Origin of the sequence: Bacillus sp. AFS018417 (assembly GCF_002560985.1) — a bacterium.
In the GTDB taxonomy this organism is placed as follows: Bacteria; Bacillota; Bacilli; order Bacillales; family Bacillaceae_G; genus Bacillus_A; species Bacillus_A rhizoplanae.
The window spans coordinates 1-14,125 of sequence record NZ_NTTM01000084.1 but is presented as its reverse complement, the minus strand read 5'-3'; the positions used below and the strand labels follow the sequence as shown (position 1 = coordinate 14,125).

At 31.5% G+C, this 14,125-nt stretch carries 13 protein-coding genes and 1 pseudogene; 4 read left to right on the top strand and 10 right to left on the bottom strand.

The window, feature by feature from the left end; translation table 11 throughout:
- A pseudogene (locus CN326_RS22790) lies at positions 1–104 on the top strand (IS6 family transposase); the annotation flags it as partial.
- A gap of 39 nt (positions 105–143) precedes the next feature.
- Here CN326_RS22790 and CN326_RS22785 read toward each other — a convergent pair.
- Positions 144–611 carry a hypothetical protein gene (locus tag CN326_RS22785; RefSeq protein WP_255258196.1) on the bottom strand — a complete coding sequence of 156 codons (468 nt, stop codon included), beginning with the start codon at positions 609–611 and terminating at the stop codon, positions 144–146.
- 576 nt (positions 612–1,187) lie between these two features.
- On the opposite strand from CN326_RS22785, the gene CN326_RS22780 reads away from it, so the two are divergent.
- Together CN326_RS22780 and CN326_RS22775 are read left to right on the top strand one after the other, a co-directional pair.
- Positions 1,188–2,045 (top strand): ABC transporter permease subunit, encoded by an 858-nt coding sequence (locus CN326_RS22780; protein ID WP_098311238.1) that lies wholly within the window; start codon positions 1,188–1,190, stop codon positions 2,043–2,045.
- Positions 2,038–3,087 carry a hypothetical protein gene (locus CN326_RS22775; RefSeq protein ID WP_098311237.1) on the top strand — a complete coding sequence of 350 codons (1,050 nt, stop codon included), beginning with the start codon at positions 2,038–2,040 and terminating at the stop codon, positions 3,085–3,087. The genes CN326_RS22780 and CN326_RS22775 overlap by 8 nt, the downstream gene beginning before the upstream one ends.
- A 408-nt stretch (positions 3,088–3,495) precedes the next feature.
- Here the strand turns inward: CN326_RS22775 and CN326_RS22770 are convergent, their stop codons facing one another.
- From CN326_RS22770 to CN326_RS22725, 9 genes are all read right to left on the bottom strand, one after another.
- Complete coding sequence (locus CN326_RS22770) at positions 3,496–3,918, bottom strand: YxiG family protein (protein WP_098311236.1); 423 nt, start codon at positions 3,916–3,918, stop codon at positions 3,496–3,498.
- Positions 3,919–4,391: 473 nt separating this feature from the next.
- A complete protein-coding gene (locus CN326_RS22765) occupies positions 4,392–4,700 on the bottom strand; it encodes a hypothetical protein (RefSeq protein ID WP_098311235.1) in 309 nt (102 codons plus the stop codon).
- Between the two features lie 165 nt (positions 4,701–4,865).
- A complete protein-coding gene (locus CN326_RS22760) occupies positions 4,866–5,276 on the bottom strand; it encodes a hypothetical protein (protein WP_098311234.1) in 411 nt (136 codons plus the stop codon).
- 243 nt (positions 5,277–5,519) lie between these two features.
- Positions 5,520–6,338: a YkgJ family cysteine cluster protein gene (locus CN326_RS22755; RefSeq protein WP_098311233.1), complete on the bottom strand. Its 819-nt coding sequence runs from the start codon at positions 6,336–6,338 to the stop codon at positions 5,520–5,522.
- A gap of 22 nt (positions 6,339–6,360) precedes the next feature.
- Entirely contained in the window at positions 6,361–6,966 is a 606-nt protein-coding gene (locus CN326_RS22750; RefSeq protein WP_098311232.1) for a recombinase family protein, read from the bottom strand.
- A gap of 596 nt (positions 6,967–7,562) precedes the next feature.
- Positions 7,563–9,266 carry a retron Ec67 family RNA-directed DNA polymerase/endonuclease gene (locus CN326_RS22745; RefSeq protein ID WP_098311231.1) on the bottom strand — a complete coding sequence of 568 codons (1,704 nt, stop codon included), beginning with the start codon at positions 9,264–9,266 and terminating at the stop codon, positions 7,563–7,565.
- Positions 9,267–11,301: 2,035 nt separating this feature from the next.
- On the bottom strand, positions 11,302–11,637 hold the full coding sequence (locus CN326_RS22735) for a hypothetical protein (RefSeq protein WP_098311239.1): 336 nt from the start codon (positions 11,635–11,637) through the stop codon (positions 11,302–11,304).
- A gap of 357 nt (positions 11,638–11,994) precedes the next feature.
- Complete coding sequence (locus tag CN326_RS24805; RefSeq protein WP_176524755.1) at positions 11,995–12,162, bottom strand: hypothetical protein; 168 nt, start codon at positions 12,160–12,162, stop codon at positions 11,995–11,997.
- Positions 12,163–12,677: 515 nt separating this feature from the next.
- The gene (locus tag CN326_RS22725) at positions 12,678–12,989 is read right to left on the bottom strand and encodes a hypothetical protein (protein ID WP_098311228.1); all 312 of its coding nucleotides are present in this window, start codon (positions 12,987–12,989) and stop codon (positions 12,678–12,680) included.
- A gap of 394 nt (positions 12,990–13,383) precedes the next feature.
- Between CN326_RS22725 and CN326_RS22720 the strand changes: the two genes are divergently transcribed.
- The gene (locus CN326_RS22720) at positions 13,384–14,010 is read left to right on the top strand and encodes a hypothetical protein (protein ID WP_098311227.1); all 627 of its coding nucleotides are present in this window, start codon (positions 13,384–13,386) and stop codon (positions 14,008–14,010) included.
- The last annotated feature ends 115 nt before the right edge of the window (positions 14,011–14,125 follow it).

Here is a 14,125-nt window from a genome sequence, read left to right as displayed (position 1 = left end):
TTGAAGCCATGCATATGATGAAAAAAGGGCAACTTGTTTTACTGGACAAGTCTGTCCAAAACCAGAAAGAATTTATTCATAAATTGTTTGGCTTAGCTTCATAAGATAGAAATGAAGAGAAAATTGCTACTCTATGTTTCTAACTAACATTTTTGCACCAGAACCCCTAATTCTAATGCTTTTTTTAATAACTGAGGAGAGTCGTAGTTAATATCTTCCAATCTCATAAACCCTTCTTTAGGATAAGGAGAATCACCTTTCCCGGTTACATCTTTTGCTTGAACAATTTTCCCCTCATAGATAGTGACTAAAAATACTTTATTAGTATCTGGCACCCCAAAATCAATATTCCAGTATTTTCTTTTACCATTGCTCCCAATTGACTTCCCGGGCTTATCTTTATCTATATTAACTCCCTGTAATAATTGAGCGTTTTTATTCCATTCCAATGCAGAAGGATATGCTAATTCAATCGCTTGTTTTATTGATAATTCTTGATGTTCAACGACTTCTAATGTATCTTCAGTTGATTGTAATGAACGAGCAGATACTTTCTCAACAGTACCAATTGAAACTAACAAAAGTAAGACAGAAAGGATTATTTTTTTCATTTTTTGCACCTTTTTTAAGATGTATCCTTTCCAAAACTTATTTAATTATCCTGCACGTTAGCTCAGTGGGCCTTCTTCCATTAAATGGCCTTTTAACCGAATAACATGACTGGCTATAATCATTAGCTGTATTCAGTGAAATTCATTAATACCACATCCCCACCTTAAAATACTTTAAATACTTTGAAGAATTAATATAGTTATTCTTTATTTAAAGATAAAAAAAACCATAAACCTTACTTAAAGAACTATAAGGACAATGGTTTTATTTAGTATAGTTAATACACGTATCTCGGCTGAACCCCACATCCATCAACTTAAGATTTTAAGGTACCCCAAAAACGAAATTTTTATCTCTTGACAGTTATTCATGTAAATTCAGCTCGTTTTTTTCGTTTTGGGGAACAACCGATATCTTAACTTGATGGCGATGTGGCGGTACCCCTAATAGAGTATGCGAAGAGTGATTTACATAAGAAGGAAATTTTGGCGTTTATTGAGAATAAATAAGAATAGTTCTAATCTGAATGTTCTCTCTTTTTGGTTGGTTATTAATATTGAAAAAGGGGATTGAAAATGAAAAAATTTTTAAGAGAAAAAATTTTTGAATTTTTCATTTGCATTTTGGTGATTGCTATTATTAGTTATATGCCGTTTTTTCTTTTAGGAGTCCGTACCATTAGTTTTGATGTTTACTTAAAGAATTTCTTTTCCCCATTGAGTATGTTCTATCCACATGCTACCTCAATGCACCAAGTATCTTTTGTGGAAAGAATTTGGGAGCCTTATTTATACTCATTTACTATTCTTTTTGCTTCAATTTGCTTAACCGTTTTGTGCGCTACTTGTCTTTCGTTTTGTTATCTATTGTCCTCTTCTAAAATAAAAAAAGCAATTGAACGATGTTTAATCCTTATCGAGTCTGTTCCTGATTTGCTATTAATATTTATGCTACAACTATTTTTTGTATGGATTTTTAAACAAACAGGGTTAAATATAGTAAATATTTATGCATTTGGAGATAAGCAAGCATACTTTTTACCTATCGTTTGTATGACTATTGTTCCCACACTTCATTTTTTCCGAATGATGGTTCTCTTTTTATTAGATGAACAAAATAAGCCATATGTAGAATTTGCTCATGCAAAAGGTTTAAGTAAAAGATATATCCTATTTGTCCATTTATTTCGAAATGTAATGTATCACTTACTAAACCATCTACAATCTATTTTCTTGTTTTTAGTCTCAAGTCTATTGTTGGTAGAAGCAGCATTCAATATTTATGGGTATATGTCATTTATTTTAAAGCCAGAGTCCCTAAGTCCATTAACATTAGCACGGTGGATTACTTTTTTGTTTATCCCATTCTATTTAGCATTTGCAGTTGCTCATTATCATGTAAATCGTACTACAGGAGGAGTTGCAAATGAATAATGGTTTAATTCGTTCTAAACGTTTTTGGTTTGGGGTTTTCTTTTTTGCAGGGCTTGTATTAATTAGCTATTTATTTACATGGTATGGAAAAGACTTGTATTCCCATAAACAATTGTTCCTTAAAGATACCGATGGTAATGTTTCTCAAAGTGCGCCGTTCCCTCCTTCATTAATGCCTCCGTTTGGATCAGATAGAAGTGGATATAACTTATTTTTCAAATTAATTATTGGAGCAAAATTTACTATTATATTTGTTCTTGGAATTTGTTTAATTCAGATGGTATTAGGGACAGTATTAGGAAGTCTATTGGCATATACACCATATAAGGTGCAAAAGTTTATTCAAAAAGCGTTTAAAGTGTATTTCTACGTTCCAACGATTATTTGGATTATTTTGTTTATGATGCCTTTGATGTTGAAAAGTGAACAAACTGGTTTTAGTTCATCTATTATTGTGAAACAATTCCTTATTCTTTGCGTAGTTACATTACCAACTCTTATTCTTTATATTGGCCAAGAAATAAACCTTTTTATGAAGAATGAATACATTACCAGTTCCATTGTATTAGGTGCTTCAAAGTTTTATTTGCTGCGAAAACATATTTGGCTTTACTTAAAGGAAATACTTGTTATTCTTTTTCTTCAGCAAACGGTTCAATTATTTATATTATTGATTCATTTGGGTTTCTTTGGAGTTTTAATTGGAGGAAGGCGAGTAGAAATGGATCCTTTTAGTGGTAATATAACTTCATTTTCGCTTACAAATGAATGGTCGGGACTAATCGGATTAAATAAAAGTGAATTATTAACGGCACCTTGGATTGCATTAGCACCTTTGGTGTTTTTTACAATTTCAATTTTTGTACTAAACTGTATGATTCAAGGTATCAAAGAACAGTACAATATACGCTTTATTCCTATTGAAAAGCAAAAGAAAAAGCAGAGATTAGTATCTGAAGAAAAACAATTGGTGATGCATGTTGATAAATTTAATTTTGCTAAAATTAATATGAAACCAATTTATAAAGAAAAAGGCAATTAATACAATTAAAAAAGAGTATCACTTATTTATAACGGGTTCGGTTTTCGAGTACAAAATTAAAAATAGAAATACAATTTGGGATAGCACCAACAAAACGCGAATTTCGTACGCTAAGCAAAATTTCATAAAGAAAAAGCCGATTTCCTGTACGCTAAGGAAATCGGCTTCTGGCCTAGCTAATAAGTAATATTGGTTGCAAAGTTTCTATATATAAAATATATGTTTATTATAATAAAATTCCATAAAAAAACAATTGTTTTTTAGAAAGACTGATATCATTAGAAACTCGCTGTATAATCTTTAAAAAATTGATATTTTTCTTACATGCAATGAAGTATCCAATATTATCTAATTTTAGACTAAAACTATACTAAAGCCTTTCTATAACTTACTGAGTTGGCAAAGTTTTTAGATTGGGTAATCCACTATAAATTCTTCTCCATTGATTACGATACTTTTAGCTTCTATGAACAACATTGCATCCCAGAATTCAATTGCAAAATTTGCTGATGAGAAATACTGATTTGCCCATTCCTCCTTAGAAGAACTAATTTCGATTTTTCCTACCCCATGCCTATAGAAGTCAATTGAAGTTAATTCAATGTACTCATCGATCTCAGGATCAATTGGGTTCAATCTTCTTTCACCACAATTTTCAAGGAAGTAAAAAGAAGAAACTTGTTTAAATTCAACCTTATATTTTAGGATTTCACCATGTTCAACTACTTTTATATCTAGATTTATTTTATGAAACAAAATATTGATATTGAAGGATTCAACCACACCCGACCACATTTCATTAAGTAGAGTATTCAAATTATCGCTATCCATTCTAACTACCATCCCTTATATTTATTGATTCTATGAACAATCTGCTTGTAGGATTTTCTCGATAAAGTAACATGTGTAACCCCCTTATCACTAGACAAATTACCATTTTTTCAATCTAACCTTTTCCATCTTTACTTATCCTAAAATATGGTTTAGGCCTGCCACCCGATCCTTTGTTCATAACTCTAACAACAAGAGGTTTTTTGCCATCTGGTACGCTAATTTTCCAGCCATCGCCTTTTGCTCTTTTAACAGTCCCACCATGCCGGTTAGCAACTTTTTTAACTAATCTATATGTTTTCGAAAATTTTCCTGCTTTATAATCCCGATATGCTTTTTTAGAACTTTTTAAAGCGACTCCTCCTACACAGACCGACCTATACTACCGCTACAGCAGCAGCTTTCCAAGAACCTCCTCTGTTAATCGTGCTTTAAATGTGGCATTCATAAATAATGTGCTCAATCAATTTCACCTATTCATCGTCTTCACTAGACCAAATATAAAATATTGCAGAAATCCCATCTCTCATTGCTTCGTCGAAGCATTCAAGTAAATACTCGTCTTCATTGTCTCCTTCATACATATTTCGACTTCCGATAAATTGATCTTCAATACTTATTACATTCCACCCCTGATTGCTGACATACTTTTTCGCTTTATTCAAAGCTGAATTTATATTTATTGATTTAACCCAACAAAGTACGAATGCCCCTATACATTCTTCTCTTTCTGGATTATCTAAATGGGGGATAGCTTCTAACTGAAATATGTAAATGTTCATATTGCCCTCCTATTAAACAGGCATCACTTTAATACTTCTAACTTTAAAATAAAAAATATTACTATTTCTTCTTAAACTAACCCATTCAACGTAAAATAAAAAAGACCGCCTACGCCTAAGCAATACCGCTATATCTCTTGTCTCCACTAGTTTAATAACATCTTCTTATCTTTTTAATATAAATCTCTGTGGAGCTCCGTAATCCTGTTCTGCTTGAAAATACGCTAATTTTCCATGGATGCAAGATATTAGGTAAGGCATACCATCACCTACTGATTGCTCTATGGCTGTCTTTAAATCCAGCTCTTCCCCATCAGTAGAAGAGTTCATAGACATAACATAACAAATATCCTGAGCACCTTGTTTAATCAATAATCTTTCTATTTCTTCAGGGTCTGAATTAGGTTTAGGGATATGATTCATAAATTTTCCACAGAGGGTAATCGAATAATTATGGCATAGCCTACTTAATGCATATGACCTTTTACTTGGAGAAAAAAGCTCGAACAATACTCTTTGTTGAATCCTTTTATTAAAAAATGATTTAACAATTATTTCCTCAATCTTCTTATTCATTCAAACCTCTCCCCCTGTCTAACAGCTAAATTATTTATAGTTATAGAATGACAAAAATTAAACTATAAAACCCCTTACTTCTATTTAACACTTTGGGTTATATACATTATTTTGATACATTCCGGAATGAGTTAAGACTTGTGGACGAAAATCAAAAAGTTTTATATATCAAAGCTTCTTGTATTACAAATATAGCATGTAAATAAAGANNTCTTTATTTACATGCTATATATTTTACTGTTGTTAAGGCATTAACTCAGCAATTGTAATACTTCCCGGTTTTTTGTAAAAGAAGGAAGGAACTAAAGAAGAGTAGACAGGTCTTCCCTTTTTGATGTTTTTATTGTGATATATCTTAAACCAATATAAGATTGGATAATCTCTTGGAAGGATTTCTTGTCCTTGATATGTTGTTTTAAGCATTCTATTTACTTCTGAGTCAACAAGTTCGATTTCAGGTGTTTGCAATGCATTAACATGCATATTAGGAATATGTTCACAAACTGCTGATTCATGAGTACCTACCATTAATGAAAAAGTGTTATGAGTAGTGCCAAATGTTCTACAGATCATAGGTCTTTTGTCGTAAACTGTACAAGTTCCGGTACTTTCATCTAATAATAGACAAGGGAATGGAAATCTTTCTGTTTGTTGATATTGATCTACATCTTTAAAGTCAATTTTTCTCTTATCTTGAAAACTCACATCTTCTTCCAGCCTTTTGTATAGATCAGGATTACTGGTGCGTAATAAATCTAAATATTTAAGTGCCGTTTTAAAAACAGTTTCAGCAAATTCTATACCGATATTGCGAATTTCTTCTAAAAGTAATTCAAATTCCAACATTGAAATGGAAAAGACATCATAACAGCAATTGAAACATCCTTTTCCACAAGGATGATTTTCAAAATCTTTATGTGTAGTTTTGTAATCTGAAACGATGTTGTCTATTTTATGATATTTTTTATAAAGATTTCCAATATAACTGTTTTGATCTACATCATTATGACATTTTTTTTGTTTTTTTCCACTACCACAAAAACACAATTCATTTCTCCCCATGTTTTCCCCCTCAATTCAACTTTTATATTTTATTTTCATACCTCTTCACAAGTCGGTAAAATGTAGTTTTAGATATATCGGCTTGCCTCATGGCTTCTACAGCTGTAATTGTTCCGGTCTTCCAGGCATTATAAACGGATATAAATTCATCTGTAATTACTGCTTTAGGTCTTCCGAGATGAATTCCCTGTTTTTTAGCCAACTTGATTCCTTCCTGTTGTCGAGTTTTTATCTTCGTTCGTTCTTCTTCAGCAAGCCAAGAAAGAATTTGAAGCACTAGATCTGTGATGAGATTTCCCAAATTATCCTGGTATTTAGTTGTATCTAATAAAGGCATATCAAGTACAACAATATGTGCTTTAATATCTTTAGTGATATCCTTCCATTCATTTAAAATCGCTTCTTTGTTTCTCCCAAAACGATCTAGTGATTGTACATATAAAACATCTCCTTCCCGTAACATCATTTTTACAAGTTGGTATTTCTGACGATTGAAGTCCTTGCCAGACTGTTTATCAATGAAAATGTCTCTTTCATCGATACCAACTTGCTTCATTGCTTCCATTTGTCTGCCTTCGTTTTGTTCTTTACTACTTACACGGATGTATGCGAATTTTCTGTTATTCAAAGCTTCAGGATCTCCTTTTCTTGATGTTTATATAAATATTATAGCAAATATGTACCTAAAGGTATCTGTTTTTTAGAAACGTTCCAAAAGTATAATTTTGACGTTTAGGAACATTGGTTTTACATTAGTTTTCACCGTTCCAAAAGGTATACCTTTTGGAACAAAAAAAAGAATCCTTTTACAGCAAGGATTCTTAAACAGGGGGTACCACCACATGCCCATCAAGCTAACATTTTGAAGTGCCCCCAAAACGAAAATTTCATCTTTTCATATGTGTCCATAAGAATTCAGTTCATTTTTTTCGTTTTGAGGAACATTTAATTTCTTAAGTTGATAGCGATGTGGTGCTACCCCTTAACGGAAAATAAAATCATTTTCTAAACATTTTACTAAGTCTTTTATAGTTTGAATTCGATCAATTTTGAAATAACTGTAAACGTTGCCATATCAACATTTTGTAGCCTCGTTTATGATGCAATAAGTAAGCCACCAGTAACAATCGAGTGGGAATAATTAAAAGAAGCTTAGAATCCTTAATTTAAAAGGGTTCTAAGCTCTTTTTTCTTTCGATTACAAACAATATGCAAACAATAAAATCAGGATAGAGAATAAGTAGTTATAATCTCATTAATATTGTTCAGTAATGGTTTGAAATTTTCAAAGTCAATATCTTTATAATTCTTTGATATGTAATCTGCAAATGCGGCCTTTCCATAATTTTTTTTATCACTATATTTTTTAGAGTCCCGTTCAAAAGTTTTATCATATATTTTAGTATTAAGTGTATTGTCGTCAAATAAATCCTCTATTTCGCATTCTTGAAGGCCCTTTACTAATTGATGAGTTGAGAGATAAAGATTAGATGTAATATTTATATGATATTTCTCTTTGGAAGAGTCAAATTCAGATAAATTCTTATCGAGTTTCACATTTTTTATGAGTTTTCTTAAAGGTTTTTCATTGTTGTGCAATTCATTATCTAAAACAAAAATTACTGGATTTTTTGGTGTAGTACCTAGTTTTCTAAATTTTTCAGGATAATTTGGATAACTATTATTATTAGTATTACAATAAAAATTATGAAGTTTAGTCATAGTATCAGCGCCATCTAGCTGAAAATCTAAAAAATATCTTAGTCGTTTAGATCTTCTTAAAAAAGTAATTTTAAATTGATATGTACCATCTGCCTTTTTTTTGACTAGTTTTGGATAAGATTCATATAAATTCTTTAAGGCAGATTGAATATAAACAATATCTGTTTTACCTTCGGTAATAATACAAGGTTTACTATTACCAAAAAAATATTTATAAAATAAAAACATTTGATATTGTCTTTCTTTACCATTTAAATCACATAGTTTTAATGGAGCATTATTATTTTTATAAATCCCATTATTATATCTTTCTATCTGATTTATAAATGCAAATCTACCTTCAAGTTGATTAATAGTTGCTGTTTTTCCATTTATTTCAAATTTCCCCTTTTTATATAGAGTATTAGCCATGGAACGAGTTTCTTTATAAAACTCTCTGTTTACATTAACCTTTTTATTTACAACTAAACCAGTTACAACTTGTCTAGAGTTTTTGTATTGTAAGCGAGTTTTCTTTTCGTTAATTTTAAAACCAGAGTGGTTTATAATCTCTTTTGCTTTAGTTTTAAAATCCTCTAGATTTTCTACAAATTTTTCATCATTTGTAGAAAAAGTTAAATCATCTGCATATCTTGTATAGTCTAATTTAAATTCTTTTGCGACTGTTAATAATCTCATATCTAAAATGTTACAAATTAAGTTAGTTATTATTGGAGATGTAGGTGCTCCCTGAGGTAAGCAACCATTATAACAAGTAAGCTGAGCTAGTATGGTGGCTATATTTTTGGGGAATAAAAAATCTCTATTTTTCTCAAAGAAACCACGAACTCTTCCAAAATGAAAACTATCAAAAAAGCCTTCTAAATCCATGTTAAAAACATAGCGTTTATTCTTATGTACTCTTGCATTAGTTAGAATGCCCTTTTTTTTCACAAAGGCATGAGAAATATTAGATTTAATTTTGTGCTCTTCCCATAATATTTTTTGTTGCTTCCACAAAATCTTCACTATACTTCTTTGAATATCTTTTAAATCAGTAGAAGGGGTATTTATTGTTCTTTCACCACCACTTTTTTTAGGTATTTTAAAAGATTTGTATGAATTATCTGGTTTTACAATATATAATATATAAGTTAATTTTTTATTCGGAATTTTCAAAATTATAGAAAGGTCATCTAATGTTTTTATATTTTCAAAAGTTTGCATAATATCCTCCTCAAAAAAAAAGAGAACGTGTGGTTACTCATTACGTTCTACAGGATCGATAACTATCGGTACACTACGAGGCGGAAAACAAGTCTTCCTACCATTTTCGTCAAAACTTGCGAAGCACAAGTTAAAAAATCTAACCACACATTCTTATATATAATTATAATATTTAATTACTAATTGTGGAAGGGTGAATATATTTTTTCCTCAGAAAGAATCTCATTTATTTCTTTTTATATATTGGGGTAGCACGCACATTTTAACTTTTTTATACGTTAAGGTATTCTCAAAACTCAATATCGCTTGTTTCAATTGAGACTTTGATTTAAAGATGGGTTTTGAGACGTATTTCGAGCTATTTTCAGCATATTTTAGGATGAATTTCATTTTTCTCAAATACCCTCGTTTTTGAGACTGAATAAGTCGCTTAGAGTAGTAAAATCAACGTTTTTTCATGTCGAAAATTGCTTAGCGTATATTTTCGTTAAAATGTTGGTGGTACGCCTATTAAGGGATTTTGGTATAACATACTGTATTTCAATTAACAAATTGTTTTGTAAACTCTGAGTTGCTATCTTGAAAAAACGGAATGATTGGACGTATAATGTACTTAGGATTCAATATTGCATATTGAATGTGTATTGAGTATACATTATCTTATAAAGAAAAAAGTACCACAAGTTGTAGGAGACTTGTGATACTTTAAATAAAAACCAAATACCATTTTATACTATTTTTTGGTGAGGACGTTTACTACAAGAGTTAAAACGCCAAATAGTACAGTAAATACCACTGTTAAAATGGCACAGATAACTAACGCTGTTTGTGTATCCATGAACTCACCACCTTATGAAGCTTATCGTTGTAGGAGACGATAGGCTTTTTTACTATGTTTCTATTATAACTGATATTTCTTGTTATTGGTCCCTTCGGCATACCATCTTTTTCATATACTTCTTGAAATATCCAATCAATAAATAATAGAAACGGTTTCATTGATGTATGTATCCCCGGTGTTTTCTCCATATATTGTATTATTTTTTAAAAAAGGACACAAGGTATATGTATAATTTCTTTTTTTTTTAAAATTTATTTTTTCGACAAAAGCGGCCGATGTTTTGTAATACCAATACTATTCTGAAAGACATGGTAATAAAGAGTTTGTCATAAAAAAAAGTGTCGAAAAAGAAGTATACATATGTACACATTTGTTCATTTTCTTGGTGATATATTTTCATGTTTTCTAGGGTGAAAATGTGATTTTACGAATTTGTAGCAAAACTATACTTGTATTAAGCTTGGAAACGAAATGTAAAAATCTCCTTTTTCATTTTTGGAATCTTGTCCAGTTTGGATAGGATTCTTTTTTTAGGGAGGCGAGGCTTAATATTACACTTCTCCCAATTTAAATGTGTTATGTTCATTAACAAGGAGTAAACTAGATAACTAACATTTCGTAATAGGGGTCACGTCACCAAAAGTACAAAATTGTACGTTTAGACACAATTTGGACACAATTTAACTGATTCCATGTACGTTTAGACATAATTTCATGTTTTGTACAGAAAATCCTATGTTATTGAACATAGGTATAAAACATAATCATATCAACGTTTTACGTGATAAATTTGTTCATAAACTCATTTCAAAATCAATGTCCATATTAACCTGTAGCTTTTATGTTTCTGAACACAAGTTGAGATAGGATAAAGCCCGTTATAACAGGGTTATGAACTCTTATCGTACAATTTTTCACTTTCGGTGATGTGACCCCTATTAGGGGTAACGCCACATGCCCATCAAGCTAAGGTTTTAATATCCCCCCTAAATGAAAATTTTCTTTCTCTACAGGTAGTTACTCTGAGAAGTCAGCTCATTTTTCGTTTTGGGGGCATTTATTTTTCTTAAGTTGATGGATATGGGGTACCACCAGCATTTTGGAAAAACCCCACGCTAAGCAAAAAATACAATAAGCCGCCCATATGGACAGCTCATTTACATAATTATCGTTAGCGGAAGTCATTTTAAAATTCTATGTATCGATTTTTTCTTTGCTCTTGCGGATAAATCTCAAAAAAGCCACAAGTAGTATGAGAAGCGGTATTCCCTGAATAAAGAGAAATCCTCCCCAAAAATCAAGTTCAGTACTATCTGGAGGGGCTGTTGCCATCCCACCTATAAAAAAAGCCATTGGAAATGTGAGTAGATTCACTCCTAAACCCACCATAATGAATGATAGATTTTTAGCCTTAATTTTTGGTGAATCAGACTTGAAGAATAAGAATATTGCAGTGCCGAATATAAGAAACAGTTTTCCATAAAAAATAATATCTCCCATAATATCCCTCCATCGCTCTAATTGTACCATCAGTAAGGACAACTTTGTGCAAATTTGGATGAATAGGATATTCATGTAAAGTTGACATAACGTAACATTATCGGGATTCAATGTATCTAGGAGTCTACAAAAATACCCTCCAACAAGCAATCTGGAGGGTATTCATGTTCACGTAATTATCGTTCTCGGAAGTTAAAAGTTTTGAGTTTCTTGCTCAATTAAAGCATCCCGTTAGTTACATAAGATAGTTTGGTTTTATTTTTACAAGAACATATCATTTCTTTTTTCGCGTATAAAGTGAATAAGCTACCAATATATTAACGATTGTACGCTTATTTTAAAAAAAACCCTCCAATTATGGAAGGTTATTCTTATCTAGTATTCTTATTAAAAATCTTCATCTTCGTTCATAGAAATAATATAACAATCTTCACAAACATTATCCTCGTTTAAAGTTGCTTCATCACCACAGGCTTCACATTCACCTTTATGATCGTCTTTAAATTCATACTCTTCTTTACCTGTCCACGAATAAACGATTTTCTTTGGATCCATTTTAAAATCTCTCCTTTTCTCTAAACCTCATAGAAAACTCCATAACCATAGAATCTACGTAGAATTTGAATCCACCAACTGCAATATTCCTAAGTCTTTTCTTGATTTAGCAGTGTTTTTCCAAATAATTGTGAATTCTTCTTGACTATCTATATCTCCGAATCCCCCCATCAAGGTTCCCATTCTATTGGTATTTCCCTGAAAGCACTTGATTTGAAAACGTCTTACAAAAACCTTTAAAATCGGAAAAATTATTTCCATCCGTAACGAAAAACTTTTCCATAACAGCACCTCTAATACAAACCTTTATGCTAATTTTATCATACGGTCTTATTGAACTAAACTGCTCGTTAGTTGAACAAGAAACTATGTATATCCTATACATGAGAGGTTTACATAACCCGTCATTATCGGGAGTCAATGTATTTAGGAAACTATTAAAAGCCCTCCAATTTAAGTAATCTGAAGGGCCCTTATGTCACATAATTATCGTTAGCGGAAGTCATTTTAAAATTCTATGTATCGATCTTTTCTTTGCCCTTGCGGATAAACCACCACATCAAAGCTACAAGTAGTATGAGGAGCGGTATTGCCTGAATAAAGAGAAATCCTCCCCAAAAATCAAGTTCAGTACTATCTGGAGAGTCTGTTGCCATCACACCTATAAAAAAAGCCACTGGAATTGTGAATAGATTTACCCCTAAACTGACCATTATGAATGTTAGATTTTTATCCTTAGTTTTTGGTGAATCAGACTTGAAGAATTCGAATATTGCAATGCCGATTATAAAATACAGTATTACATAAAGCTGATTAAGATATCCCATAATATTCCTCCGTTATCCTAATTGTACCATTAGCAAGGACAATTTTGTGCAAATTTGGATGAATAGGATATTCATGTAAGGTTAACATAACGTAACATTATCAGCAGTAACCAAATCCGAGAAATCCATTCATAACAAGAGTTTGCCAACCTTCTGTTCCCTACGCTGTACGCAAGGTTTTATACATCCCTGTCGCAACAGCATTTGGCAGTTCAAACCGTTCTCGCAACCTGCATGAAATCCTGCATATCTTTAGCGTATATTTTCGTTAAAATGTTGGTGGGACCCCAACAAGAATCTGTTTTACAGTACTAATTCATATAGATTTAGAATGATATTGTTTTAGAATAGAATATGGTATTTTTAACTAATAAATCCATAAAGGAGTGTCAACATGTCAATGTCACAAGAAGAATTACAGATGATAGCTGACTTTAAAAAAGAGTGTGAACAAAAATATACTATAACAAAGTTTCAATCCGATTATAAACCGACCTTTCAAGTTGGTGAACGGGAAGTAAAGCCCCAAATAGATGCAATGTTTGAAACCAATGAAGGAAAAACTTTTTTAGTGGAAGCTTATTCTACATATGCCTGGAAATCAAGCAACTGGAAGGACTACCAAGATAGGAAGGTTAGAAATGATGCTTTAAAACTCCTAGCAATTATTAAATTGTACAAAAAGCAGAATCCAGGCCAAGACGTTTCGGGTATTATTGTATTGCATCATACTACGTATAAAAATTTTAAAAATAGTAATAGAAATACGGTTTCTTATCTTAAAATATTAGGCATCGAAGTGGAGCATGTATTTTCCCCGACAGCTGTAAAGGCACTATCTAGGACTTCACCTGAAGAAATAAAAAAAATGTTAGAATACTTCAAAAAACAAGGTGAGCATCTCCTTCAAGATATTTTTGGTGATTCAGAACAAGGGGAATCTCAGAACGATTCGTTAATTGAGTCCGAAGAATACATAAATTTGCTTAAAGAACTACAGGAAGACTTGATCAAGAAATAGAAGTTGAGGAAAATGCAGTGAAAAGAAATAAATAGTAAATGATTAAATATGATTTGATGAAAAGTGTGGGCGTATAAAATCCTCGTTTTACCTGTAGTACCCCTTGTAGGAATAC

Bases quoted from the DNA above. Each gene is read 5' to 3' on its own strand.
- CN326_RS22785 (WP_255258196.1), bottom strand. From the start codon at position 611: ATGAAAAAAATAATCCTTTCTGTCTTACTTTTGTTAGTTTCAATTGGT.
- CN326_RS22780 (WP_098311238.1), top strand. From the start codon at position 1,188: ATGAAAAAATTTTTAAGAGAAAAAATTTTTGAATTTTTCATTTGCATT.
- CN326_RS22775 (WP_098311237.1), top strand. From the start codon at position 2,038: ATGAATAATGGTTTAATTCGTTCTAAACGTTTTTGGTTTGGGGTTTTC.
- CN326_RS22770 (WP_098311236.1), bottom strand. From the start codon at position 3,918: ATGGATAGCGATAATTTGAATACTCTACTTAATGAAATGTGGTCGGGT.
- CN326_RS22765 (WP_098311235.1), bottom strand. From the start codon at position 4,700: ATGAACATTTACATATTTCAGTTAGAAGCTATCCCCCATTTAGATAAT.
- CN326_RS22760 (WP_098311234.1), bottom strand. From the start codon at position 5,276: ATGAATAAGAAGATTGAGGAAATAATTGTTAAATCATTTTTTAATAAA.
- CN326_RS22755 (WP_098311233.1), bottom strand. From the start codon at position 6,338: ATGGGGAGAAATGAATTGTGTTTTTGTGGTAGTGGAAAAAAACAAAAA.
- CN326_RS22745 (WP_098311231.1), bottom strand. From the start codon at position 9,266: ATGCAAACTTTTGAAAATATAAAAACATTAGATGACCTTTCTATAATT.
- CN326_RS22735 (WP_098311239.1), bottom strand. From the start codon at position 11,637: ATGGTACAATTAGAGCGATGGAGGGATATTATGGGAGATATTATTTTT.
- CN326_RS24805 (WP_176524755.1), bottom strand. From the start codon at position 12,162: ATGGATCCAAAGAAAATCGTTTATTCGTGGACAGGTAAAGAAGAGTAT.
- CN326_RS22725 (WP_098311228.1), bottom strand. From the start codon at position 12,989: ATGGGATATCTTAATCAGCTTTATGTAATACTGTATTTTATAATCGGC.
- CN326_RS22720 (WP_098311227.1), top strand. From the start codon at position 13,384: ATGTCAATGTCACAAGAAGAATTACAGATGATAGCTGACTTTAAAAAA.